Annotated in this window: 23 protein-coding genes; 14 read left to right on the top strand and 9 right to left on the bottom strand. The window is 67.9% G+C overall.

Translation table 11 applies throughout. The annotated features are described in order from the left end of the window. Positions 1–191 precede the first annotated feature (191 nt). The 5 genes from E0E05_RS10680 (at position 192) to folK (ending at position 2,784) form a co-directional block, all read left to right on the top strand. Positions 192–563: an Hpt domain-containing protein gene (locus E0E05_RS10680; RefSeq protein ID WP_131616694.1), complete on the top strand. Its 372-nt coding sequence runs from the start codon at positions 192–194 to the stop codon at positions 561–563. A 119-nt stretch (positions 564–682) separates the two neighbouring features. After that, the gene (locus tag E0E05_RS10675) at positions 683–1,003 is read left to right on the top strand and encodes a 2Fe-2S iron-sulfur cluster-binding protein (protein WP_131616693.1); all 321 of its coding nucleotides are present in this window, start codon (positions 683–685) and stop codon (positions 1,001–1,003) included. Between the two features lie 94 nt (positions 1,004–1,097). Next, positions 1,098–1,910 carry a dihydropteroate synthase gene (gene folP, locus E0E05_RS10670; protein WP_244597690.1) on the top strand — a complete coding sequence of 271 codons (813 nt, stop codon included), beginning with the start codon at positions 1,098–1,100 and terminating at the stop codon, positions 1,908–1,910. Between the two features lie 15 nt (positions 1,911–1,925). Then, a complete protein-coding gene (gene folB, locus E0E05_RS10665; RefSeq protein WP_131616691.1) occupies positions 1,926–2,285 on the top strand; it encodes a dihydroneopterin aldolase in 360 nt (119 codons plus the stop codon). Beyond that, positions 2,278–2,784 (top strand): 2-amino-4-hydroxy-6-hydroxymethyldihydropteridine diphosphokinase, encoded by a 507-nt coding sequence (gene folK / locus E0E05_RS10660; RefSeq protein ID WP_131618000.1) that lies wholly within the window; start codon positions 2,278–2,280, stop codon positions 2,782–2,784. Before folB ends, folK begins: the two co-directional genes overlap by 8 nt. 5 nt (positions 2,785–2,789) lie before the next feature. On the opposite strand, the gene E0E05_RS10655 is transcribed toward folK, so the two are convergent. From E0E05_RS10655 to E0E05_RS10640, 4 genes are all read right to left on the bottom strand, one after another. Beyond that, on the bottom strand, positions 2,790–3,323 hold the full coding sequence (locus E0E05_RS10655; RefSeq protein WP_131616690.1) for a hypothetical protein: 534 nt from the start codon (positions 3,321–3,323) through the stop codon (positions 2,790–2,792). 72 nt (positions 3,324–3,395) lie between these two features. Further along, complete coding sequence (locus tag E0E05_RS10650) at positions 3,396–4,505, bottom strand: YcjF family protein (protein WP_131616689.1); 1,110 nt, start codon at positions 4,503–4,505, stop codon at positions 3,396–3,398. After that, on the bottom strand, positions 4,502–5,950 hold the full coding sequence (locus E0E05_RS10645; RefSeq protein ID WP_131616688.1) for a YcjX family GTP-binding protein: 1,449 nt from the start codon (positions 5,948–5,950) through the stop codon (positions 4,502–4,504). Before E0E05_RS10645 ends, E0E05_RS10650 begins: the two co-directional genes overlap by 4 nt. Before the next feature lie 92 nt (positions 5,951–6,042). Then, positions 6,043–6,549 (bottom strand): SixA phosphatase family protein, encoded by a 507-nt coding sequence (locus tag E0E05_RS10640; protein ID WP_158629343.1) that lies wholly within the window; start codon positions 6,547–6,549, stop codon positions 6,043–6,045. A 200-nt stretch (positions 6,550–6,749) separates the two neighbouring features. On the opposite strand from E0E05_RS10640, the gene dksA reads away from it, so the two are divergent. After that, entirely contained in the window at positions 6,750–7,169 is a 420-nt protein-coding gene (dksA, locus tag E0E05_RS10635) for an RNA polymerase-binding protein DksA (protein WP_131616686.1), read from the top strand. 108 nt (positions 7,170–7,277) lie between these two features. Here dksA and E0E05_RS17570 read toward each other — a convergent pair whose 3' ends face one another. Continuing rightward, positions 7,278–8,225, bottom strand: a complete 948-nt coding sequence (locus E0E05_RS17570; RefSeq protein ID WP_244597688.1) for a flagellar biosynthetic protein FliO — start codon at positions 8,223–8,225, stop codon at positions 7,278–7,280. Positions 8,226–8,261: 36 nt separating this feature from the next. On the opposite strand from E0E05_RS17570, the gene cckA reads away from it, so the two are divergent. Further along, complete coding sequence (gene cckA / locus E0E05_RS10625) at positions 8,262–10,847, top strand: cell cycle histidine kinase CckA (protein ID WP_131616685.1); 2,586 nt, start codon at positions 8,262–8,264, stop codon at positions 10,845–10,847. Between the two features lie 51 nt (positions 10,848–10,898). Here the strand turns inward: cckA and E0E05_RS10620 are convergent, their stop codons facing one another. Further along, entirely contained in the window at positions 10,899–11,090 is a 192-nt protein-coding gene (locus E0E05_RS10620; RefSeq protein WP_131616684.1) for a hypothetical protein, read from the bottom strand. Between the two features lie 470 nt (positions 11,091–11,560). On the opposite strand from E0E05_RS10620, the gene ilvD reads away from it, so the two are divergent. Beyond that, positions 11,561–13,285 (top strand): dihydroxy-acid dehydratase, encoded by a 1,725-nt coding sequence (gene ilvD / locus E0E05_RS10615; protein ID WP_131616683.1) that lies wholly within the window; start codon positions 11,561–11,563, stop codon positions 13,283–13,285. Continuing rightward, on the top strand, positions 13,285–14,091 hold the full coding sequence (locus tag E0E05_RS10610; RefSeq protein ID WP_131616682.1) for a tetratricopeptide repeat protein: 807 nt from the start codon (positions 13,285–13,287) through the stop codon (positions 14,089–14,091). The genes ilvD and E0E05_RS10610 overlap by 1 nt, the downstream gene beginning before the upstream one ends. Positions 14,092–14,137: 46 nt before the next feature. Here E0E05_RS10610 and E0E05_RS10605 read toward each other — a convergent pair whose 3' ends face one another. The 3 genes from E0E05_RS10605 to erpA form a co-directional block, all read right to left on the bottom strand. Continuing rightward, on the bottom strand, positions 14,138–14,401 hold the full coding sequence (locus E0E05_RS10605) for a hypothetical protein (RefSeq protein WP_131616681.1): 264 nt from the start codon (positions 14,399–14,401) through the stop codon (positions 14,138–14,140). 84 nt (positions 14,402–14,485) lie between these two features. Beyond that, entirely contained in the window at positions 14,486–15,268 is a 783-nt protein-coding gene (xth, locus tag E0E05_RS10600; RefSeq protein WP_131616680.1) for an exodeoxyribonuclease III, read from the bottom strand. A gap of 6 nt (positions 15,269–15,274) precedes the next feature. Then, the gene (gene erpA, locus E0E05_RS10595; protein WP_192900399.1) at positions 15,275–15,628 is read right to left on the bottom strand and encodes an iron-sulfur cluster insertion protein ErpA; all 354 of its coding nucleotides are present in this window, start codon (positions 15,626–15,628) and stop codon (positions 15,275–15,277) included. Positions 15,629–15,732: 104 nt separating this feature from the next. On the opposite strand from erpA, the gene E0E05_RS10590 reads away from it, so the two are divergent. The 5 genes from E0E05_RS10590 to E0E05_RS10570 all read left to right on the top strand — a co-directional run bounded on the left by E0E05_RS10590 (position 15,733) and on the right by E0E05_RS10570 (position 23,980). Continuing rightward, on the top strand, positions 15,733–16,953 hold the full coding sequence (locus E0E05_RS10590; RefSeq protein WP_131616679.1) for a deoxyguanosinetriphosphate triphosphohydrolase: 1,221 nt from the start codon (positions 15,733–15,735) through the stop codon (positions 16,951–16,953). Between the two features lie 56 nt (positions 16,954–17,009). After that, the gene (gene argS / locus E0E05_RS10585) at positions 17,010–18,758 is read left to right on the top strand and encodes an arginine--tRNA ligase (RefSeq protein ID WP_131616678.1); all 1,749 of its coding nucleotides are present in this window, start codon (positions 17,010–17,012) and stop codon (positions 18,756–18,758) included. A gap of 95 nt (positions 18,759–18,853) precedes the next feature. After that, positions 18,854–21,967 carry an SPOR domain-containing protein gene (locus tag E0E05_RS10580; RefSeq protein ID WP_131616677.1) on the top strand — a complete coding sequence of 1,038 codons (3,114 nt, stop codon included), beginning with the start codon at positions 18,854–18,856 and terminating at the stop codon, positions 21,965–21,967. An 80-nt stretch (positions 21,968–22,047) separates the two neighbouring features. After that, the gene (nagZ, locus tag E0E05_RS10575) at positions 22,048–23,070 is read left to right on the top strand and encodes a beta-N-acetylhexosaminidase (protein WP_131616676.1); all 1,023 of its coding nucleotides are present in this window, start codon (positions 22,048–22,050) and stop codon (positions 23,068–23,070) included. A 28-nt stretch (positions 23,071–23,098) separates the two neighbouring features. Next, the gene (locus E0E05_RS10570; RefSeq protein WP_131616675.1) at positions 23,099–23,980 is read left to right on the top strand and encodes a segregation and condensation protein A; all 882 of its coding nucleotides are present in this window, start codon (positions 23,099–23,101) and stop codon (positions 23,978–23,980) included. Positions 23,981–24,020: the final 40 nt, after the last annotated feature.

The following is a 24,020-nucleotide window of genomic DNA, read 5'->3' as shown; positions in this document are numbered from 1 at the left end:
TCGGCGCCCCTCGAAAAACTTTAAAGATAAAGTTAACGCGCCGTGAGATCGCCATTTTTTCGCGGTTCGAGCCGGCCGCCGGCATGGCGGACGGTACCCTCGTCCTTCATGCAGCCGGCGCACATTAACCGCTTGCCCATCAGTTCGTGCCAGCCTGCGGCACAGGGACGAAAGGGCGACGAGGCAGGGACATGACCGAACAGAACCATCCGGTGTTCGCGACACCGAAAACGCAATGCATGACCATGGACCGGGCGCGGCCGGTCGATCTGGTCAAGCTGGCCCGCCAGACCGGCGGCGACCGGGCCCTCGAGGAAGAGGTTCTGCGGCTCTTCCTGAAGCAGGCAAAGGGCATCGCCCGCGCCATGGAAGGACAGGCCGACGCCGAGCAGCGCAAGCGCGACGCCCACACGCTGAAGGGGGCGGCGCGGGCGATCGGCGCCGGCGCGATCGCGGAGACGGCCGGAGCGCTGGAACAGACGCCCGCCGAAGGCGGCTGCGTGCGGGCGCTGCTCTCCGAAATCGACCGGACCTGCGACTACATCAACTCCCTGCTGCGCTGATCCGGCGGGCCGGATCGTCGCGGCAGGGGCGCGGTCGGCGCTTGCTTGACAATCGGGTTCGATTAGCTAAGTCGCGCGTGTCGATCGCGCCTGTCCGGGCGCGCCTGCCGGAGTCCGAAATGCCCAAGCTGAAAGTCATCGCTTTTGACGGCACCGAGTTCGATCTCGAGGCCGAGAGCGGCTCGACGGTGATGGAAAACGCGATCAAGAACGCCGTGCCCGGCATCGAGGCCGAGTGCGGCGGCGCATGCGCCTGCGCGACCTGCCATGTCTATGTCGACCCGGCATGGTCCGAGAAGGTCGGCCAACCGGACGTGATGGAAGAGGACATGCTCGACTTCGCCTACGAGACCAAGCCGAACTCGCGCCTGTCCTGCCAGATCAAGATGAGCGACGAGCTCGACGGGCTGATCGTCCGCGTTCCCGAACAGCAGGCCTGAGCCGATGCCCCCGCGCGATGGAGGGCGGGGGTCTCCAGGGGAGACGAACGCGAACCCGTTCGCGGCGCGGCAATGGCAGCTGGGCAGCGGCAACATGCTGACGCTCGGCCCTAAGGGGCTTCTCGTCGGCGTGCTGAACGTCACGCCCGACAGTTTTTCCGACGGTGGCGACAACCTCAGCCCCGAGGCGGCGGTCCGATCGGCCACGGCGATGGTGGCCGAGGGCGCCGCGATCCTCGACATCGGCGCCGAAAGCACCCGTCCGGGCGCCGCGCCGATCGACGGGACACAGGAACGGGCGCGCCTGATGCCGGTGCTGGAAGCGGTCCGCGCCGCACTGCCGGAGGTGCCGGTCTCCGTGGACACCTACCGCGCCGAGACGGCCCGTGCCGCGCTCGAGGCGGGCGCGCAAATCGTCAATGATGTCTGGGGCTTGCAGCACGATCCTCAGATCGCGAATCTGGTGGCCGAGACGGGCGCCGGGCTGATCATCATGCATACGGGCCGCGAGCGCGATGTGCTCGCCGACCCGATCGAGGACCAGCGCGCGTTCCTGTCGCGGTCGATCGAGATCGCGCTCGCCGCCGGCGTGCGGGACGCGCAGATCGTGCTCGATCCGGGATTCGGTTTCGCCAAGGATCCTGCGCACAATGCGGCGCTGATGGCCCGGTTCGCCGAACTGCACGCCCTGGGCTATCCCTTGCTCGTCGGCACCAGCCGCAAGCGGTTCCTCGGGCACTTCACCGGTCGTCAGGCGGAGGGTCGCGACGTCGCAACGGCCGCGACGACCGCGCTCCTACGCGCGGCGGGGGCGGCGCTTTTCCGGGTGCACGATGTCGCAATGAACGCCGACGCGCTGGCCATGGCCGATGCTATGGTCGCCGCCGGCCATCGCGATGGCGCATGATTGGAGCCGGCAGGCATGTACGAAATCCGTATGAAGAATTGCGCCTTCTTTGCGCGCCACGGCGTGTTCGATCAGGAGGAGTTCCTCGGCCAGCGCTTCTATGTGGATGCGCGGCTGTTCGTCGAACCGGGGCGGGCGCTGGTCGATGACGACATCACGAACACGGTCGACTATGGCGTCGCCTTCCAGGAGATCGAGCGGATCGTCACCGGCAAGCGGCGCTATCTGATCGAATCGCTGGCGCTGGAGATCGCAAAGGCGCTGTGCGCGCGGTTTGACCAGATACGGCGCGCCGAGATCACCCTGCGAAAGCCCAACGCGCCGGTGCCGGGCGTGCTCGACCATATCGAGGTGCATGTCTGCCATGATGCCTGAGACGGTCAGCGTCCTGATCGCGCTGGGCGGCAATGTCGGCGATGTGGGCGGGGCCATGCAGCGCGCGCTCGACCGGCTGCATGCCGAGCCGGAGACCGATGTGATCGCCGTGTCGCCGGTCTACCGCACGCCGCCCTGGGGGCTGACCGACCAGCCGATGTTCCTGAACGCCTGCGCCGAACTTGCGACCGCGCTGCCGCCGGAGACGCTGCTGCAGCGCCTGCAGGCGGCCGAGCGCGGGGCGGGGCGAGAACGCACGACCCGCTGGGGTCCGCGCACGCTCGACATCGACATGATCGCCTATGGCGATCTGGACCTTGGGACGGCCGAGCTGACGCTGCCGCATCCGCGCCTTTTCGAACGGGCCTTCGTGCTGGTGCCGCTCGCCGACATCGCGCCCGGGCGGATGATCGCCGGCACGCGGGTGCGGGAGGCCGTCGACCGGACGGACCGGACGGGCATCGAGCCATCGGACGTGGTGTTGCAGGTGCCGCGCTAGCGCGCTCAGTTCACCGAGCCGACCTTGACCGGATCGAGCCTGTCGAGACTCATGCCGATCACCGGCACCAGTTCCTCGCCGACCCGCACGGAGACCGTCACGTTCAGCGTGTTCTCGTCGGCAAGGCGGGCGAGCATGGCGCCGTCAAGCTGCTTGCGGTTGAGCGTGAGCGCGACCCGATCGCGGCTGACATTGCCGGCGGTCACATCGAGGCCTTCGCCCCTGGCGCCGTCAAGGAACGAGCCCTTGTAGCCGCGGCCCTGCCGCTCGACCGTCGCCGACATGCGCTGGGTGAACAGGCCGACACGGCAATCGCCGTCGAGCGACATGCCGATGGTCGATTGCGGGACCGAACCGTCGAACTGGCAGACGAACTTGGTGCCCTTGTACTTGCCGGCGACGATCTCGCCCGGACCGCGCCACTTGCCTTCGATCTGCGCGAAGAACCGGGCATCGCGTGCCTGGTCGGCATGCGCCGGAGCGATGGCGCCGATCGTGGCGGCGACGGCGAGGGCGGACAGGGCCAGGCGGTTGCGCATGGAGCACACTCTTGTTGTCAGCATTGCGCCGCGATCATTACCGGCAATGGTTAAGGCATTCTTGTGCACACGCTAGCCGACGCCGCTTTTCCCATCAAGATTCGTGTCGCCGCGTTGCGCCGCCGTGTAGCGCGTCAGCGTGCGCGCCATGTCCGCCATGCGCGGCGGCGGCAGGGCGACGAACGGAGCCGGGCGCGACACCGCCATCGCCGCGATGCCGATGCGCGCGGTCATCAGCCCGTTGACGACGCCCTCGCCGAGCCGGGCCGACAGGCGCGCCGCGACGCCGTGCCCGACAAGCTGCTGGATCAGACCGTCGCCGATGGCGATCGTGCCGGTCACGGCGAGGTGGCTGACGACGCGTCGGACGAGCGTCAGCGTGCCGAAGGTGCCGGCGCGGCCGCCATAGTGCTCGGCGATCACGCGGATCAGGCGGATATTCTCGTAGAGCACGTACCCGATGTCCACGAGCGCGCGCGGCGAGACGGCCGTGACGACCGAGACGCGCTTGGCCGCGTTCATGACCAGCGTACGGGCCTCGGCATCCAGCGCCGTCAGCATCTCGCGCTCGGTGATGCGGTAGCGGTCCTCGGGATCGATGATGTCGGTGCGGATCTCGGCGAGATGGGCGCGTCCGGCCGCGGTCTTAGGATGATGGGAATAGTGGGCCGCAAGCCTGGCCGTGGCCCCGGCGATGTCGCCGCCATTGCCGGCCTCGAGCGCGGTGGCGATCTCCTCGCGAAGCCGGTCGACCGAGCGCTGGCGGCCGATCGCGATCAGTTCGCGCGTCACGGCGGCGAGCAGTGCGAGCGCAAGGATGACGATCGCGACCAGGCCGACCTGGCCCAGCACCGGGTGCCGCTCGAAAAGGGCGCGGACGAGCTGTTCGAACCAGATTCCGAGCGCCAGGGTGATCACCAGCCCGAACGCGGACAGGGCGATCGCGCCGAGCCGCAGTCCCTTCGAGCGCCGTCTTGGTGGAACGGGCGGCGGCGCGGTCTCGTCACGCGCCTCGCGCTCGAAGAAGTCCTCCTCGGCCATCTCGATGCGGGCCATGTCCTCGAAGGCGCGCGGTTCGCGCTCGCGGACGGGCGGGTCCTCCCGTTTCGCTCCGGGGTTGGCCTCGGGGGAAGGCTCGTCGACCGAAAAAGCGCGGGGGCCTCGGGGTGTCTTCCTGCTCATGCCAGCCGGTCTCCCAGAAGGAACTGGAGCGCCTTGTCGAGGCGGATATGGGGCAGCGAGAGGGTCATGCCCTCGGCGGTCCGTTCGAGCCTGGGCGGCCGCATGCGGACGAAGCGCTGCCCGGCGCCCTCGCGCGCTTCGAGAAGCTTGCCGGGATCGTCCGGAAGATCGCCCGGGAAGACGGCGGTTTCCTTATTGCCGTCAAAGACTTCGTCGCCGATCTTCTCGCCGTCGATCGGCGTGCCTACGACGACGGGCAGCGTTTCGCCGTCCTCGGTCACCGTCGCCTCGCGGGTCGCCCGGACGGCCGCCATGGCGACCGTGTTGACCGAGGCGCCCGAAAGGCTGGCCTTCCTGACCGCGCGCTCGACCAGCCGGTCGATGATCGCCTCGAGGCGGCGATGGCTTTCGTGATGCAGGTGATCGGCCTTCGTGGCCGCGACCAGGATGCGGTCGATGCGCCGCTGGAACAGGGCCGAAAAGGGGTTGTTGCGGCCCGGTCGGAAGCAGGTGAGAATTTCGGTGAGGGCACGCTCGAGGTCGGCGACGGCCTCGTGTCCGGCATTGATCGCAGAAAGCGCGTCGACGAGCACGATCTGGCGGTCGAGGCGGGTGATATGGGCGCGGAAGAAGGGTTTGACGACCAGCGACTTGTAGGCCTCGTAGCGGCGCTGCATGAGCGCCTGCATGCTGCCGGACCGGGCCCGGTCGGACATGCGCGTCAGCGGCGCGAAGGTCAGCGCGGGCGAGCCTTCCATGTCGCCGGGCATCAGGAAACGTCCCGGCGGCAGCGTCGAGAGCGACCGGCTGGCGGCGCGGCATTCGGCCAGATAGGCGCGGAAGGCGCGCGCCAGCGTTTCGGCCTGCGCCTCGTCGGCATCGGCATCCGGATCGATCGCATCGGCGATCGCGCGCCATTGGCGTGCGACCTCGCTGCGGACCGCGCTTTCGGACTGTTCGGTCGCCTCGGCCGAGAACGTCCTGAAATCCTTGCCGAGCAACGGCAGGTCGAGCAGCCATTCGCCCGGATAGTCGACGATGTCGATATGCAGCCGGCCTCGGCCGAACATCCGGTTCCAGCCCGAGGCGCTCTCATATTCGACGGTGAGCCGGAGCTGGCTGATCGAACGGGTCGATTCGGGCCAGATGCGCTCGTCAACCAGCGCGCGCACATGGTCCTCATAGGCAAAGCGCGGGACCGAATCGTCGGGCTGCGGTTCCAGATAGGCCCGCGCCAGCCGGCCCGAGCGCACCGGGTCGAACAGCGGCAGCCGCCCGCCATGAATCAGATTGTGGACGAGCGCGGTGATGAAGACGGTCTTGCCGGCGCGCGAAAGGCCGGTCACGCCAAGCCGCAGATTGGGGCTGAACAACCCGGCGGCGCGCCCCGCGGCCGTGTCGAGCGCGATTCTCGCCTCGTCGCCGAGCGATGTCAGTTGGTTCAAGGCCTCGATATCCCCGCATTTTCCGCGCTGTTGAGGCTCCGGATATATGCAGCCTGCACTTGCGTTGAAAGGGAGTGCGCCTTGCGGGGCCTTCAGCCGTCCTGGGGCGTCAGATAGGCGACGAGCCGGCCGCGCTGGGTCTCGACGGCCGACATCGGCGCATCGAGGTCGATCACCGCGAGGCCGGCGGTGCGGAAGCCCATCTGCAATTCGCCGACAAGCGCATCGTCGCCCTCGGCCGAAAGCGCCATGGCGACGTCCTCGAGCATGGGATTGTGTCCGATCAGCATGAGCCCATCGTCGAAACCGGACTTTGCGGCAACCTCGAGATAACCCGGCGCATCGGTCGCATAGAGGTTCTGGTCGTAGCTGGCGATGCCGGCGAGGTCGTGCACCGTGTTGATCGCTTCCAGCGTCTGGCGCGCGCGGACGGCCGAAGAGCAGATCACCTTTCCGGGGATGAGATCGTGCGCGACCATGTTGGCGGCGAGTGCCTTGGCGTCCTCGATCCCGGAGGCGGCGAGCGCGCGGTCGAAGTCGCGCTGGCCGGGTTCGGCCCACTCGGCCTTGGCGTGGCGCAACAAGAACAGCCTGCTCATGGTTTCCCTCCGGACGGCGCCGCGCCGCGACAGATCGCATATCGCGGGGCGGGCGACGGCGCAATCGTTCGATGGCGCGGCCGGCCCGGCGTGCCGCCCGGAGCACGATCTCGAAACCACAACCATTTCACGCAATTGCAACTTGAGGCGCTGCCGGGCTGCGACTATACAGCGGCCAATCTTCACTCTGGGATCACGCAATGTCCGACGAGATCACCCTCAACGGTTACGAACCCACCGAAGACGAACCGTTCATGAACGACCGGATGCGGGCCTATTTCCGCGACAAGCTCATCGCCTGGAAGAACGATCTGCTGCGCGAATCGCGCGAGACACTTGAAAACCTCCAGCGCGACAGCGCCAATCACCCCGACATCGCCGACCGTGCAACCTCCGAGACCGACCGTGCCATCGAACTGCGCGCCCGCGACCGCCAGCGCAAACTGATCAACAAGATCGACATGGCGATCAAGCGGATCGACGACGGCACCTACGGGTTCTGCGAGGAGACCGGCGATCCGATCGGGGTCAAGCGGCTCGACGCGCGTCCGATCGCCACCTTGTCGCTGGAAGCGCAGGAGCGGCACGAACGGCGCGAAAAGGTCTATCGGGACGACTGAGCGGCCGGTGCTCGATCAGGGGTTCGCAACGGGACGGTGCTGACGGCGCCGCAGCGAACGCACGAGCGGGTCACCGATCGTCCGGAGCCGCCTCGTCGGACGACGGTATCAATTGTTGTCGCGCCTGGCGGGTTCGTCCAGCAATCCGTCAAGCAGGCGCTCCATCTCGACGTCGAGCGACGTGTCATCCGAGGCGGCAGCGTGCGGACCGGTTGCCTGCGGCCGATTGTCGGGTGCCACGTGAGCCGGCGGCGCGGCGGCGGCGGCTGTCTGCGCGGCCGGCCGGTGGTCGACCGCCGGGGCCGGTTGCTGTGGCCGTGCCTGCGCGGGCGGTGCCACATCGGGCGCCCGGTTCGGCGCAACAGCGGCCGAGCCGACCGGTGACGCGCTGCGCGGTTCGGAAAGCGTCGGCTCGACACGCTCGGGCGGTTTCGGCTGCGGCTTGGCGACCGGAGGCGCCGGCGGCGGCGCGGGGTCCGGTCTCTGGGCCGGGCGCGGCTCGGCGGCAGGGGCCATTTCAGGCGCGGACGGTTTGCCGGCGGGGCGCGAGACGGCCGAGGCGGCCGCGACTTCGGCGCCCGATCCCCCGCCCGGACGATCGGCGGGGCCAGCCCCGGCGGGTTCACGCCGCACTCCGGGCGCGGCATCGCGTTGCTTGTCCGCCTTCGCCTCGGCCGCCCCGATACCGGTTTCGACGACCATGTCGTTGTGGCCGCCGATCAGGATCAGATGTTCGACATCGTCGCGCCTGACCAGCACCAGCCGGCGGCGATTGTCGATCGCCGTCGCATCGAGCACGGCGAGCCGGTGCTTGCGGCCGCCGGCAACGAACATGCCGCTGCGCGCACGCCGCATGCGCGTGGCCGCGAGAACCACGACCAGCAGCGCGACCAGGGCCAGAAGCCCCCATGCCGCCGGCGCCGTGGCCGGGTCGGTGAACAGTGATGTCAGCCAGGACATAGCGGAATCCTCAATGCGCGGACCTGCTATCAAGTTGCGCCCGGCGTGACAATTTTTTCCGGCAGGGCTTCCCCGCCTGCATGGATTGTGATTCAAACCAGCGGGAACCGACGTAAGCGACGGAATCACTGCATGAGCAAGGCAGCGCAGGGCTCCGGAAGCCGCGCGCGGAGTGCTCCGCGCGATGGCGGGCCTTCGGCGACCACGCGCCTGATGATCGTCGGCATCGTGTCGCTCGCGCTTGCGGTGGTGCTGTTCTTCTTCCGCGAACAGATCGACGAGGGCTTCCTGCTCGCCCTTCTGGGCATCCTGGCCATGGTCGGCGTCTTCTACCTGTTCGCCTCGGTGATCGGGCTCGTTGCCTTCTCGGGCGCGCGCCGCGAGAACGAGATCGTCGGCGGCTTCGTCGAGAGCCTGTCCGAGGGCATCTGCGTCACCGACAATGCCGATGCGATCGTCTATGCGAACCAGGCCTATCGCTCGCTGATCGGCGCGGAGACCGAGGTCGAGGCGCAGGCGCCCGAGGCGGTGCTTTCGCGCCATGACGATGCGGCGAACGCGCTGTACAGGCTCGCCAACAGCGCCGCGCGCGGGCTGGACGCCGAAGAGGAGTTCCGCCTGCTGAGCGGGCTGGGCGAGGCGAGCGGCCAGCCGCGATGGTACCGGGCCAGTGTTCATCTGATCGACCCGGGCCGGACCGGAAAGCCGCTCAAGGCCTGGCGGATCGCCGACATTTCGGCCGAGCGCCAGCAGCAGGAGACCGCCTTTCTCGAACTGCAGAAGGCGATCGACCATCTCGATCGCGCGCCGGCGGGTTTCTTTGCCACCGACGCGGGCGGGCATGTGCAATATGTCAACGCAACGCTCGCCGAATGGCTGGGCATCGACCTGACGAGCTTCGTGCCCGGCCAGATCACCCTGTCCGATCTCGTGGTCGGCGGCGGCATGCAGCTCGTCTCGGGCATCAAGGCCGAGCCGGGCACGGTGCGCAGCGCCATCGTCGATGTCGATCTTGCCAAGACCAATGGCGAGAACCTGCCGGTGCAGCTGATCCACCGCGTGCAGACCACGGCTGCCGGCGATCCGGGGCCGATGCGCACGATCGTGCTCAACAGGACGCAAGGGGCCGACAGCGCCCAGGACCTGCGCAGCGCCGAAGTGCGTTTCAGCCGTTTCTTCAACTCGACGCCGATGGCGATCGCCGCGCTCGACGCCGATGGCCGCATATTGCGCACCAACGCGTCGTTCGCGGGCCTGTTCGGGGCCGTCGTCGACCAGGACGCGCTGGCGCGGCACGTCAAGTTCGAGACCATCATCCACGAGCGCGACCGGGACCGTTTCGACAAGGCGTTCGATGCGGCCAAGGCCAACCGCGCCAACATCGAGCCCTTCGAGACGGTGCTGCCCGGCGAGGGCACCGAACGGCACATCCGGGTCTATGTGAATGCGGTCGCCAATCCCATCGAGGGCGCGGCGACCGGGGACGGGCCCGAGGAAGCGGCGATCGTCCACGCCATGGAGACGACCGAGCAGAAGGCGCTCGAGGCACAGATGGCCCAGAGCCAGAAGATGCAGGCGGTCGGACAGCTTGCCGGCGGCATCGCGCACGACTTCAACAACGTGCTGACCGCCATCATCATGGCCTCGGACCTGCTGCTGACCAGCCACAGGCCGTCCGATCCGTCCTTCCCGGACATCATGAACATCAAGCAGAACGCCAACCGCGCCGCGTCTCTCGTTCGGCAGCTTCTGGCCTTCTCCCGCCGCCAGACGTTGCGCCCCGAAGTGCTGTCCCTGACCGACGTTCTGGCTGATCTGCGCATGCTGCTGAGCCGGCTGATCGGCAACGAGATCAGGCTGAACATGGAGCACGGCCGCGAACTCTGGCCGGTCAAGGCCGATCTGGGGCAGTTCGAGCAGGTCATCGTCAACCTGACCGTCAATGCGCGCGACGCCATGCCCGAGGGGGGCGAACTGACGATCGCGACGCGCAATCTGACCGCCGACGTCGTGGCCGGCATGGAAACGCCCGGCATCGAGCCGGGCGACTATGTGGCGGTGGAGGTCACGGACACCGGCACGGGCATTCCGGCCGACGTGCTCGAAAAGATCTTCGAGCCCTTCTTCACGACCAAGGAGGTCGGCAAGGGAACCGGGCTCGGCCTTTCGATGGTTTACGGCATCATCAAGCAGACCGGCGGTGGCATCTATGCGTCATCGGTCGAGGGCGAGGGCACGACCTTCACGATCCTGCTGCCGCGCCACGAGCCGCTGGCCGATGCCGGCGCGGGCGAGGCGCCGGCCACGCGCAAGAGCGAGCACGAAAGCGCCAAGCGCGATCTTTCCGGTTCGGCGACCGTGCTTCTGGTGGAGGACGAGGACGCGGTGCGGATGGGCGGCGTACGCGCCCTGACCTCGCGCGGCTACACGGTTCTGGAAGCCGGCGACGGGATGGAAGCGCTCGATGTGCTCGAAGAGGCGGGCGGCAAGGTCGACCTCGTTGTCTCGGACGTCGTGATGCCGGAGATGGACGGGCCGTCGCTCCTGCGGGAAGTGCGCAAGGACAATCCCGACATCAAGTTCATCTTCGTGTCGGGATATGCCGAAGAGGCTTTCGCCAAGAACCTGCCCGAGGGCGCCCGGTTCGGCTTCCTGCCCAAGCCGTTCTCGCTCAAGCAGCTTGCCACCAAGGTCAAGGAAACGCTCGAAGAAGAGTGATCATCGCGGCGCGCGAAGGGCGCCGCGACGGGCGTGATGGACGGGAACCGCCTAGCGGCGCGGCCCGGCGATGCGGACCGGCTGCGCCCGCAGACGTGTCGCCTGATGGCCGATCGCGTTGATCTCGATGGCCCGGCGCGCCAGCGCCTTGGCCTCGGCGATCAGGCCGGCGCCCTTGAGAAGTTTGGCCTGCTTGATCATCATCCGGGCGAGATCGAGCGCCTTGTTGCTGCGAACGGTCATGACGGTTCTCCCTTGGTACCGGTCAATTCTTGCTTTGTAAGGTGGGGTCGGCGAGGCGGGTGCGCCAGTGCACCGTTTGTGGACGCTGCGTTCAGCCGATCGACCGCGGGTCGGGGATGGGCCGTCGCCGGCGCGGAACCCCGTTCTCGCCGTCGACCGGAAAGTCTGAACAAGATCGTGCCGAATTCCATCGCGGCCGGTCCTTCGCCCCATTTGCAAGGAGATACGCGGCGGCGGAGCGATCGGATCAGCGCAGGCCGGTGCTTGCCGGCCGGGACGGGTGATCGTCACCATGCGTTCCGATCACGCTTTGTGACGATTCGGCAACACTTACCTGCAAAGAATTCGGCTAAGGAGGCGCCCGGGGGCGGTGCCCCTTTTCCGTCATAAACCGCGCGCACGCCACTGGCTGCGCGCTGGCGGGCCTGACGAAACGTCACCGGCCTGCCCAGCGACAAGGATCGGACCAGATGGACAAACCCGTATTCGACAAATCCAAACTGCCCAGCCGTTACACGACGGTCGGACCGGCGCGCGCGCCGCACCGGTCCTATCTTTATGCCATGGGTTTGTCGTCCGAGGAGATTGCCCAGCCGCTGGTCGGCGTCGCCTCGTGCTGGAACGAGGCGGCGCCCTGCAACATCGCGCTGATGCGTCAGGCGCAGGTGGTCAAGAAGGGCGTCGCCGCTGCCAACGGCACCCCGCGCGAATTCTGCACGATCACCGTCACCGACGGCATCGCGATGGGCCATCAGGGCATGAAGGCCTCGCTCGTCAGCCGCGACGTGATCGCCGATTCGGTCGAACTGACCATGCGCGGCCACTGCTACGATGCGTTGATCGGCCTTGCGGGCTGCGACAAGTCGCTGCCGGGCATGATGATGGCGATGGTCCGGCTCAACGTGCCGTCGGTGTTCATCTATGGCGGGTCGATCCTGCCGGGCACCTTCAAGGGCCGGCAGGTCACGGTGCAGGACGTGTTCGAGGCGGTCGGCCAGCATTCGGTCGGCAAGATGAGCGACGCCGATCTCGACGAGCTCGAGCAGGTCGCGTGCCCTTCGGCCGGCTCCTGCGGCGCCCAGTTCACCGCCAACACGATGGCGACGGTCGCCGAGGCGATCGGTCTTTCGCTTCCCTATTCCTGCGGCGCGCCCGCGCCGTACGAGATCCGCGACCGGTTCGGTTTCGCCGCCGGCGAGAAGGTGATGGAATTGATCGCCCGCAACATCCGCCCGCGCGACATCGTCACGCGCAAGGCGCTCGAGAACGCCGCCGCGGTGGTGGCCGCCTCGGGCGGGTCGACCAACGGCGCGCTGCACCTGCCGGCGATCGCCCATGAGTGCGGCATCGAGTTCGACCTGTTCGATGTCGCCGAGATCTTCAAGAAGACGCCCTACATCGCCGACCTCAAGCCGGGCGGCAAGTATGTCGCCAAGGACCTGTTCGAGGCCGGCGGCATTCCGCTTCTGATGAAGTCGCTGCTCGAAGGCGGCTATCTGCACGGCGACTGCATGACGGTGACCGGCCGCACTTTGGCCGAAAACATGGAACATGTCGCCTGGAACGACGAGCAGGACGTGGTCTACCCGGTGTCGAAACCGATCACGCAGACCGGCGGTGTCGTGGGCCTGAAGGGCAATCTGGCGCCGGACGGTGCGATCGTGAAGGTCGCCGGCATGAAGACGCTGAAATTTTCGGGGCCAGCGCGCTGCTTCGACAGCGAGGAAGAATGTTTCGAAGCGGTCCGGCAGGGCGACTACGAGGCGGGCGAAGTGCTGGTGATCCGCTACGAGGGACCCAAGGGCGGGCCCGGCATGCGCGAGATGCTGGCGACGACGGCGGCGATCTACGGGCAGGGGATGGGCGACAAGGTGGCGCTGATCACCGACGGTCGCTTCTCGGGCGCAACGCGCGGCTTCTGCATCGGCCATGTCGGGCCGGAAGCGGCGGTCGGCGGCCCGATCGGCCTGCTGCGCGATGGCGACGTGATCACCATCGACGCCGTCGAGGGCACGTTGGAGGTGGCGCTAAGCGAAAATGAACTCGCCGAGCGTCGCGAGCAGTGGCAACCGCGTGAGACCGACTACACGTCGGGCACGCTCTGGAAGTATGCCCAAACGGTCGGCGAGGCGCGCTACGGTGCGGTGACCCATCCGGGTGGTGCGAAGGAAAAACAGTGTTACGCGGACATTTGATGTCGCATCGAGCGTTCAGTTATTGCGTAGGTGGCCTGACGGCCGCCGGTATCGTGGCGGGCGGTCTTCTGGCCGCGCCGTCCGCGCGTGCCTTCGACGAGCAGTCCGGCGTCGCCTCGACGCCGGCCCAGAAGAGCATGCGCAGCCTGTTCAAGTTCGGCTTCACCGCCTATCAGAGCGGCAACAAGGACGAGGCGTTCCGCGCCTATCGCGACGCGGCCGAACAGGGCCATTCCGGCGCGCGCTGGAAATTGGCGCACATGTATGCGGCGGGCGACGGCGTCGCCGAGGACGACTATCAGGCCTTCAAGCTGTTCGAAGGCATCGTCAGCGAGGGTGCGACGCCCGGCTCGCAGGAATCCACCTTTGTCGCCAATGCACTGGTCTCGCTGGCCGGTTACATGAAGCGCGGCATCCCCAATTCGCCGGTGATCGCCGACCCGCGCCGGGCCCGCGATCTCTACTGGCAGGCGGCGGCCAATTTCGGCGACCCGAACGCCCAGTATGAGCTGGGCCGCATGCTGCGTGACGGGCAGGGCGGCAATGCCGATCCGCGCCAGGCCGCGCGCTGGTTCAATCTGGCCGCCCAGAAGGGTCATGTCGGCGCGCAGGCGATGCTCGGCCAGATCCTGTTCGAACACGGCCAGACCGTGCGCGGCCTGTCGATGATGACGGCGGCGCTGCAAGAGGCCGAACCCGCTGATCGCGGCTGGATCCGCCAGATCCAGGAAGAGGCGTTCGCGCTTGCCTCGGAAGCCGACCGCCGCACGGCGATGGTGCTGGCCGAGGACATGGCGTCGCGCTAGCCATCCGAAAAGGCCGTCAGGCCAGGGCGCATTCGCTGAATCTGCCCTAGGAAAGCCCCGGCGTCGGGCAGCCGTGCTGCAACGTCTTCCAGGCCGTGTTGTTCAGAACCCGGTCGCATTGCGCAAGAACCGGACCGTTCGGCAGGTCCAGGCACATGGTCTGGCCGACCGGAATATCGGCGCCCTTGAAGCGACAGGTACACGGAATGGCGCGGACCGCTTTTTCCGCCTCGAAGCCCGACTGGGCCAGGGCGGGCAGGGGGGCGAGCATTGGCGCGATCAGCACCGTCGGCACGAGAAGGTGTTTCATCGTGGCACATCCTCCGTGGACGGAGTGTTCCACAAACAGCGGCTTTCGACAATCGGGCGGTCGCGCAGCCGGGCGAACGCGGTCTCAGAAGGCCATTTCGGCGACGACCGGCACGTGATCGGACGGTTTCTCCCAAGCGCGCACATGGCTGTCGACGGTGACGCCGCCGAGCCGGTTCGCCGCTTCGGGCGAGAGCATCAGATGATCGATGCGGATGCCGTTGTTCTTCTGCCAGGCGCCGGCCTGATAGTCCCAGAACGTGTAGATTTCCGGCGCTTCGGTGGTCGACCGCAGCGCGTCGGTGAAGCCGGCATTGGCGAGCCTGCGGAAAGCGGTTCGGCTTTCGGGCCGGAACAGCGCATCGCCGGCCCACACGGCCGGATCGTGGCAATCCTCGGGCATCGGGATGACGTTGTAGTCGCCGGCCAGCACCAGCGGTTCCTCGAGCGCCAGCCGCTCGCGCGCCCACGCTTCGAGCCGTTCCATCCACGACAGCTTGTAGGGAAACTTCTCCGAATCGACCGGATTGCCGTTGGGCAGATAGAGCGAGACGACGCGCAGCGCGCCCGCTTCGGTCGAGAAAACACCTTCGATGAAACGTGCCTGCACGTCGTCATCGGCGCCCGGCAGGCCGCGGTTGACCTCGTCGAACGGCAGCCGCGAAAGGATCGCCACGCCGTTGAAGCCCTTTTGTCCGTGGGTCTCGACATTGTAGCCGAGCGCCTCGAACGCCTCCCGCGGGAAGTTCTCGTCGATCGACTTGATTTCCTGCAGGCAGGCGATGTCGGGCCTTGCCTGTTCGAGCCAGGTGAGGACTGTGTCGAGGCGGGCCTTGACGCCGTTGATGTTCCAGGTCGCGATCTTCACGCGGCGTCAGATCGAAAACGACGTGCCGCAGCCGCAGCTCGCCACAGCGTTGGGGTTGCGGATCTGGAAGGACTGGCCGATCAGATCGTCGACGAAGTCGATCACCGAGCCGCCCATGTAGACCAGAGAAAGCTCGTCAACCAGGATGGTTGCGCCGTCTTTTTCAAGGACCACATCATCGTCATTGCGGCCCGACACCAGGTCGAACTTGTAGGAAAAGCCCGAACATCCGCCGCCCTCGACCGAAACGCGCAGCGCGTCCATCTCGGGCTCGCCGGCGAGCACCTTTGCGACGCGTGCGAAGGCGGCGTCGGTCACCTCGACCGTCTTGTCGGTCATGGCCTGGTCGTGTGCGGTCATCAGCTCCACCTTCGGCGCGGCGCGCCGGTTCGTGATTGTTGTATGAAGGTATGGACGGGCGGGGACGGCGTCAATATGCGTGAGGCCGGCACAAGGGCGCGACCATGGCAGGACGGTTCGCGAATATCGGGTTCGGCTTCGGCGAACGGGCGGTCTTCGCGACCGATCCGGCGCGCAGCCGCGGCCGGTTGAAGGACGAGCCGGAGAGCCCGACGCGGACGCCGTTCCAGCGCGACCGCGACCGGATCGTCCATTCGACCGCCTTTCGCCGGCTCAAGCACAAGACGCAGGTCTTCTTCAGCCATGAGGGCGACCATTACCGCACCCGGCTGACGCACACGATCGAGGTCGCGCAGATCGCCCGGGCGCTGGCGCGCGCGTTCCGGCTCGATGACGATCTGGCCGAGGCGATCGCGCTGGTCCACGATTTCGGCCATACCCCGTTCGGCCACACCGGCGAGGACGTGCTCGACGAACTGATGGCCGATCATGGCGGTTTCGACCACAACGCCCAGGCGCTGCGCGTGGTCACGCTCCTTGAGCGCCGCTACGCCGAGTTCGACGGTCTGAACCTGTCGTGGGAGACGCTCGAGGGCCTGGTCAAGCACAACGGGCCGCTCGTCGACCGCGCGACGGGCGCAACGCTCGACGGCAAGACGCTGCCGCGCGCGATCGCCGCCTATGTCGCCTCGCACGATCTTCAGATCGACCGCCATGCGAGTCTGGAGGCGCAGGTCGCCGCGATCGCCGACGATATCGCCTACAACACCCATGACATCGACGACGGGCTGCGCGCCGGGCTGCTGACGTTCGAGATGCTCGCCGAGGCCCCGCTTGCGGGCGAGACGCTGGCGCTGGTCGACACGCGCTACCCGGGGCTCGACGAGGCACGCCGCGCGCACGAGACGACACGGCGGGTGATGACCGCCATGGTCGAGGACGTGATCGGCCAGACGGGCGCAAGCCTGGACCGGATCGCGCCGGGTTCGGTCGAGGACGTGCACGATGCGGGCGAAACGATCGTGCGCTTCTCGGACGACATGGCCGCGCGCGAGGCGGGCCTGAAGCGGTTCCTTTTCGGCCGGCTCTATCGCCACGAGGCGGTGATGCGGGTGCGGGCGCAGGCCGAGGATGTGGTGCGCGATCTCTATCGAAAATTCATGCAAACGCCGACGCTGATGGGCCGCGAGTGGGCCGAAGATGTGGGGCGGATGGACGAGCCGGAACTGGCCATTCGTGTCGCCGACTACATCGCCGGCATGACCGACACGTTCGCGCTCGACGAGCATCGGCGGCTGTTTGACCGGACTCCGGAATTGCGTTAGCGAGCCGCCGAGCAAGGGCCGATCGTGCCCGCCGCCGTTACCTTCAGGACCGTTCGATGAACATTTTCGCCCTGTTTCGCGACCGCATCGCCGATGCCGTCAGGACGATGGATCTGGCCGCCGCCGACGGCGGTGAGCTCGATCTGTCGCGCATCCAGGTCGAGCCGCCCCGCGATCCCGACCATGGCGATCTTGCGACCAACGCGGCGATGGTTCTGGCCAAGAAGATCGGCCAGAACCCGCGCGATCTGGCCCAGAGGATCGCCGATGCGATGGCAGGCGATACCGACGTCAGTGCGGCCGAGGTGGCCGGGCCCGGCTTCGTCAATCTGCGCCTGTCGGACCGGTTCTGGACGGCGCGGCTTGCAGAGATTCTCGATGCCGGCACGGATTACGGGCGCGGCGCGGCGGGGCAGGGCACGCGCGTCAATGTCGAATATGTCTCGGCCAATCCGACCGGGCCGATGCATGTCGGCCACTGCCGCGGCGCGGTCGTTGGCGACACGCTGGCGAACCTTCTCGCCTTTGCCGGCCATGAGGTGACCAAGGAATACTACATCAACGATGCGGGGGCGCAGATCGACGTGCTCGGCCGGTCGGTGATGCTGCGCTACCGCGAAGCGCTCGGCGAGGATATCGGCGAAATTCCCGAAGGGCTCTATCCGGGCGACTATCTCAAGCCGGTCGGCGCGGCGCTGGCGGCCGACCATGGCGAGGCGCTGACAAAGATGGCCGAGGCCGATGCGCTCGCCATTGCGCGGGACGCGGCGATCGAGGCGATGATGGCGATGATCCGCGCCGATCTGGCCGCGCTGAACGTCCATCACGACGTGTTCTTCTCCGAGCGCACGCTGCACGCCGACGGCGCCCGCAAGATCCGGGCGGCGATCAACGAGCTGACCATGAAGGGCCATGTCTACAAGGGCACGCTGCCGCCGCCCAAGGGTCAGTTGCCCGAGGACTGGGAGGATCGCGAGCAGACGCTGTTCAAGTCGACCGAGGTCGGCGACGACATTGACCGGCCGCTGGTCAAGTCCGACGGCTCGTACACCTATTTCGCCGCCGACGTGGCCTATTTCGTCGACAAGTACGAGCGCGGCTTCGACGAGATGATCTTCGTGCTCGGGGCCGACCATGGCGGCTACGTCAAGCGCATGGAGGCGCTGGCGCGGGCAGTCTCGGACGGAAAGGCGACGCTGACGGTGCTGCTCACCCAGCTCGTCAAGCTGTTCAAGGCTGGCGAGCCGGTCAAGATGTCCAAGCGGTCGGGCCAGTTCGTGACGCTGCGCGAGGTGGTCGACGAGGTCGGCCGCGATGCGGTGCGGTTCATGATGATCTACCGCAAGAGCTCCGAGCCGCTCGACTTCGATTTCGCCAAGGTGACCGAACAGTCCAAGGACAACCCGGTCTTCTACGTGCAGTACGCCTCGGCGCGCTGCCACTCCGTGTTCCGGCAGGCGCGCGAGCGGTTCGGCGGGGAGATGACGGCCGATGCGAGCCTGTTGCACCTGCTCGACGATCCCGGCGAGATCGCGCTGATCCGCAAGCTGACCGAGTATCCGCGCCTGATCGAGGCGGCTGCCGGCGCGCGCGAGCCGCACAGGGTCGCGTTCTACCTCCACGATCTTGCCAGCGCGCTGCATGCCCACTGGAACCGTGGCACCGGCGAGGACGCCTTACGCTTTGTTAAGGTTAACGACCCACAATTGACGCAAGCCAGACTGGGTCTCGTGCAGGGCGTGTTGTTTGTCCTGCAGTCGGGGCTTGCGATCCTGGGCGTGGATGCGCCTGCCGAGATGCGCTGATCGCGAGCCACGTTTTGCCCATATTGCGCTGGCAGTAGCGTTTGCGCGGGCTGGGGTCGATGCCCGGCCTGCCGGGTAAGAGTAGGACCGCTATCATGGCCGACAATGCCGATCGCAAGGCCCTGTTTCCGTATGACCGGAACGACGGGGATGAAGCCACCGCGCATGATCCGCTGATGGAGCTCTCGCTGATCGCGGGCTTCGACGAGACGCCGCGCGAGGAGCAGGACGAGGCGCCGCCGGACGAGACGCCGGTCACCGACGAGGTGCCCGTGGCGGCCGAGCCGGACGACGGCGCGCAGATCGATCTCGAAGACGCGCTGGAAGCCGAACTGGACCCGAGCCCGGCGCCGGCCGAGCCTGCGTATACGCCCGAAGACACTTACAGTGCCGATCCGCCGAGCGACGAAACCGCGACCGCGATGCAGGAACCGCTGGAGATTCCAGCCTTCCTCTCCGCCGGCGACACCGGAGAGGCAACGCGGTCCGGCGATACCGGCTCGGCGATGGAAGCCGAACTGGACATGCCGCCGTCAGCGCCCGCCAGCGCATGGCAGCCGCCCGAGCCGGCCGACGAGCCCGCTCCTTCTGTGAGCGCCGAACAGGCCGGCGGCGACCGGTACGACGACGATGTCGCCAGCGCGGAACCGGAGGCTTTCGCGCACGCCGATACGCCGATCGGCGAAAAGGGCGAGGACACCGGTCAGCCGCTCGACGCGGTGATCGGGACGACCGAAAACGCGCCCCCGTCCGAGCCGACCGGCTGGCAGGCGCCGGCCGAACCGGCGCCCTCCGCCGAAACGGTGCCGGTCTCCGAGCCGGAGCAGGCCGCTGCCGCCCCCTCGCTCGAGGACGAACTGGCGGCGATGCTCTCGGGGTCCGGCACGCCGGCGCCGGCGACCGATCCCGAGCCGGTTGTCGCGCATGCCGAACCCATGCCCGACCTGCGCGATGCGGTCGAGGCGGAGACCGACCACGACGCGGTCGCCGGCTTTTCGCCGATGGAACCCCACGACGCGCCGGCGTCCGCCCCGGACGACGTCCCGTCCGCCGAGGCACTGGCCGACGACTGGTCGGATATCGAAGCTGCCTGGTCTGCGGCAGGCTCTGACGCGAGCGATGCGCCGTACCCAGACGATGACGTCGATGCAGCGTCCGAAAACGCAACCGCCAGCCCGCCGTCCGAGCAAGGACAGGCCGGCGACGGGCCGGTCTTTTCGCGGGCGACCCCGGTCGCTCCCGACTTCGAGGTGCCCGCACCCACACGGGCGGACGTCCCCCAATCCACCGCCGGCGCTGATCCCGAGGCGGACGGATCGGCGTTCGACATCGAATCCGACTTCGTGAGCGCGTTCGACGAGGCGCTCGCCGAAACGGCTCCCTTCGACGAGGGCGGGGATCACCGCTGGTCCGAAACGGCCCTTGCGCCACCGGAGGAAGTTTCCGGTCGGGCCGAGCCGGCGACAAACGGTTCGGCGCCGATCGATCCGGTCGACGAACTCGCCGCGATCATGGGCCTTGAACGCGGTCCCGATCCGGACGCGCCGTTCGTTCCCGCCGGCGCCGAGGCCCGCTCGATCGAGGACATGGATGCCGACTTCCAGTCGGCCCTCGAACGGGAATTTCCCGAGTTCGACGATGCCGGCGTCACGCGGCCCGTTCAGGCCGGAGCCTCCGCCCCGGCCGAGGCGGTGCCCGCCGGGGAAGCGCCGGTTCTCGACACGGTCGACATGAGCGGCTTCGAGGGCGTCGCCGCCGCCGACTTCGACGTGCCCGAGTTCGAAACACCCTCGGATGCCACGCTGACCGATGGCGCGTTTTCGGGGCTCGAGAACGAACTTGCGAGCGCGCTCGACGAGGACACGCCCGACCGTCCGGTGGCCGAACCGAAGCCCGATCCGGTCCCCGCCGACCTTTTCGACGACACGGCGTTCGACGCCGCCGGCTTCGAGGCTGAACTGGCCCGCGACATCGAGTTCGTCGGGCACGATCTCGACACGGCGCGCCACGCTGACGGCTTTGACGACGCCCAGGCGGGCACAGCATCGGCAACCGGCGAGACGCAACCGGGCAACTCCGGCCGGCGGGCGATCATCATCGGCGCGGTCGTTGCCGGTCTCGCCATACTGGGCATCGGCGGCGTGCTCGCCCTTTCGGGCGGCGATAGTGCGGTCGACGACGGCCCTGTGCTGGTCGAGGCCGATGCGGAGCCGGTCAAGATCGAGCCGGACGATCCGGGCGGAACGACCGTTCCCAACCAGGATCGCGCCGTGTTCGCGTCCGGCTCGGATGCCGAACCGGAGCAGGAGAACCTCGTCTCCACAGCCGAAGAGCCGGTCGACATCGCCTCTGCCCCTGCCGACGGGCTGCCTTCGGCGGTCGCCGCCGGCGGCGCCAAGTCCGAGGACCGGCTGACCGAAGGCGGAACCGAGAGCACCACCCAGGAGGCGATCGCACCGATCACGCCCCGGCGCGTGCGCACGCTCGTGGTCCGGCCCGACGGCACGCTGGAGGAACGTGCGCCCGCGCCCGAGCCTGCGGCGAACGCCGAAACGCCGGCGCTGGCAGCGGCCACCGACACCGCACCGCCGGCCGACGAGCCCGCTGCGACCGAAACCACCGCGCCGATCGTCGGCGAACCCGAAACGGTCGCCGGCCTGCCGGTCGATGGCGGCAATGACGGCTCGGCAGTCGCCGAAACGCCGGCGCCGACAGCCGACACGGCGACCGATGGAACGACGGATTCGCGGACCGGCACGGCCAGCGACGACGCCGACGGCGCGCCCGTCATCGTTCGCCGCGTTCAGACGACAACGGCGACGCCGACCGAGATCGCGAGCCGGCCGGCCGATCAGCCCGTCAACGTCGTCAACCGGCAGAACGCGGTCGCCTCGGCGCCCGCCAGCCCCCCCGATCCGCAGCCGGCTTCGACCACGCCGACGCCGACCGTGACCAACGGCAGCACCGGCGGCTTCACCGTGCAGCTTGCCGCCCTGCCGTCCGAAGAGGCCGCGCGTGCGACCGCGACGCGTCTTTCGCAGCAATATGGCTCGCTGATCGCCGGACGCGGCATGACGATCCAGCGCGCGGTGATCGAGGGGCGCGGAACGTTCTACCGGATCCGCGTGGCCGCCGACGGTTCGGGCGATGCCAACAGCCTGTGCAACCGCATCAAGGCGTCCGGCGGCAACTGCTTCGTCGCCCGCTAGGCGCGAGTACACGCACCGGACGGGGACGGGCGGCCTGGCCGCCCGTTTTTCGTTTCGCGGCCGTGCGGGTAACGTGAGCCATGACCGAATCAAAGGCGATGATCATGGGGTGCGCGGGAACGCGCCTGTCGGCGGAGGAGGAAGCCTTCTTCGCCACCGAGCGCCCGTGGGGCCTCATCCTTTTTGCGCGCAACATCGGCGCCGCTGGCGAGATCGCCGATCTGACCGCACGGTTCCGTCAGCTTGTGGGCCGCGACGCTGCGCCGGTCTTCATCGACCAGGAGGGCGGCCGGGTGCAGCGCATTCGCGCGCCGATCGCGCCCGACTATCCATCGGGCGCGGTGCTCGGCGAGATCTATCGCAAGGACCGCGAGGCGGGCCTGCACACCGCAAGGCTGATGAGCCGGCTGCATGCGGCCGATCTTCTGCCGCTCGGCATCACCGCCGACTGCCTGCCCGTGCTCGACGTGCCGGTTCCCGGCTCCCATGACGTGATCGGCGACCGCGCCTACGGGCACGACGCGGCGACCGTCGCCGAACTGGGCGAGGCGGCGGCCGAAGGCCTGCTCGAAGGGGGCGTGCTGCCGGTCATCAAGCACATTCCCGGGCACGGGCGGGCGCTGGTCGACAGTCACAAGGCTCTGCCGGAGGTCGACACCGATGCGCAAACGCTCGCTCGCATCGACTTCGTGCCGTTCGGCGCGCTTTCGCACATGCCCATGGCGATGACCGCCCATGTCGTCTATACCGCGCTCGATCCGGACAACCCCGCCACGACCTCGGCGCGCGTCGTCGGCGAGGTGATCCGCGAACGCATCGGGTTCGACGGCCTGCTGATGACCGACGATCTGTCGATGCACGCGCTTTCTGGGGATTTCGCCGCGCGCACCAAGGCTTCGCTTTCGGCGGGTTGCGATGTGGTCCTACATTGCAACGGGCAGATGGACGAGATGCGGCCGGTCGCCGAGGCGACCCCGCTCCTGTCCGGCAAGTCGCGCGAGCGGGCCGAACGGGCGACGGCGATGGCCGGGGTGCCCGGTACGGTGGCGCGGGCGGATGATCTGCGCGCCGAATTCGAAAGGCTTGTCGCCGCCGTCGCCTGACGGGCAGGCGGCGCGCAACGGAGCGACGATGGGCAAGGCACAGACAGCGGGAACCGATGGCGCGGCCGCGCGACGGCCGGCCCGTGCCGTGCCGATGGAACCGGTCTGGCAGGATACCGGTCCCGAACGCAGGACAGACGAGCCCTCGCTGGTGGTCGATGTCGACGGGTTCGAGGGACCGCTCGATCTTCTGTTGCACCTTGCGCGCGATCAGAAGGTCGACCTGACGCAGATTTCCGTGCTCGATCTGGCGCGGCAATATCTCGCCTTCATCGAGGGGGCGAAGGCGCTGCGCATCGAGCTTGCCGCAGACTATCTCGTCATGGCGGCATGGCTCGCCTATCTGAAATCGCGCCTTCTGATCCCGCAGCCTCAGGGAGAGGACGAACCGTCCGGCGAGGAGATGGCGGCGATCCTGCAGTTCCGCCTGCGCCGGCTGGAGGCGATGCGCGATGCGGCCGCGCGGCTGATCAACGGCAACCGGCTGGGCCGCGACGTCTTCGCGCGCGGCATGCCCGAGACCGTTATCGTCGAGCGCCGTTCGGATTTCCAGGCGAGCCTTTATGACCTTCTGGCGGCCTATGGCGGAACGCGCCAGCGCAATGCGAACACAGAGGTGCATGTCGAAAAGCGGACCGTGTGGTCGCTGAAGGATGCGCGCGAGATTCTCGGCCGGCTGATCGGCACGATGGCCGACTGGACGCCGTTCGACGCCTATCTTCTGGCCTATGTGCCGTCGCCGAAGGAGCGCACGACGGCGATCGCGAGCGCGTTTGCGGCAAGCCTTGAAATGGTCCGCGAGGGGGTGATCGACATCCGCCAGGAGCGGCCCTTTGCGCCGATCATGATGCGCGATGCCAACCGCGTGCCGGTCGGCGAAACCGGGGACAATGAGGAGGTCGCACCATGACCGACCAGATCGACGACGGCGGCAAACCGCTCGGGATCGA

This window comes from Roseitalea porphyridii, from assembly GCF_004331955.1.
GTDB classification, from domain to species: domain Bacteria; phylum Pseudomonadota; class Alphaproteobacteria; order Rhizobiales; family Rhizobiaceae; genus Roseitalea; species Roseitalea porphyridii.
This window is presented reverse-complemented; position numbering and strand designations above follow the sequence as displayed.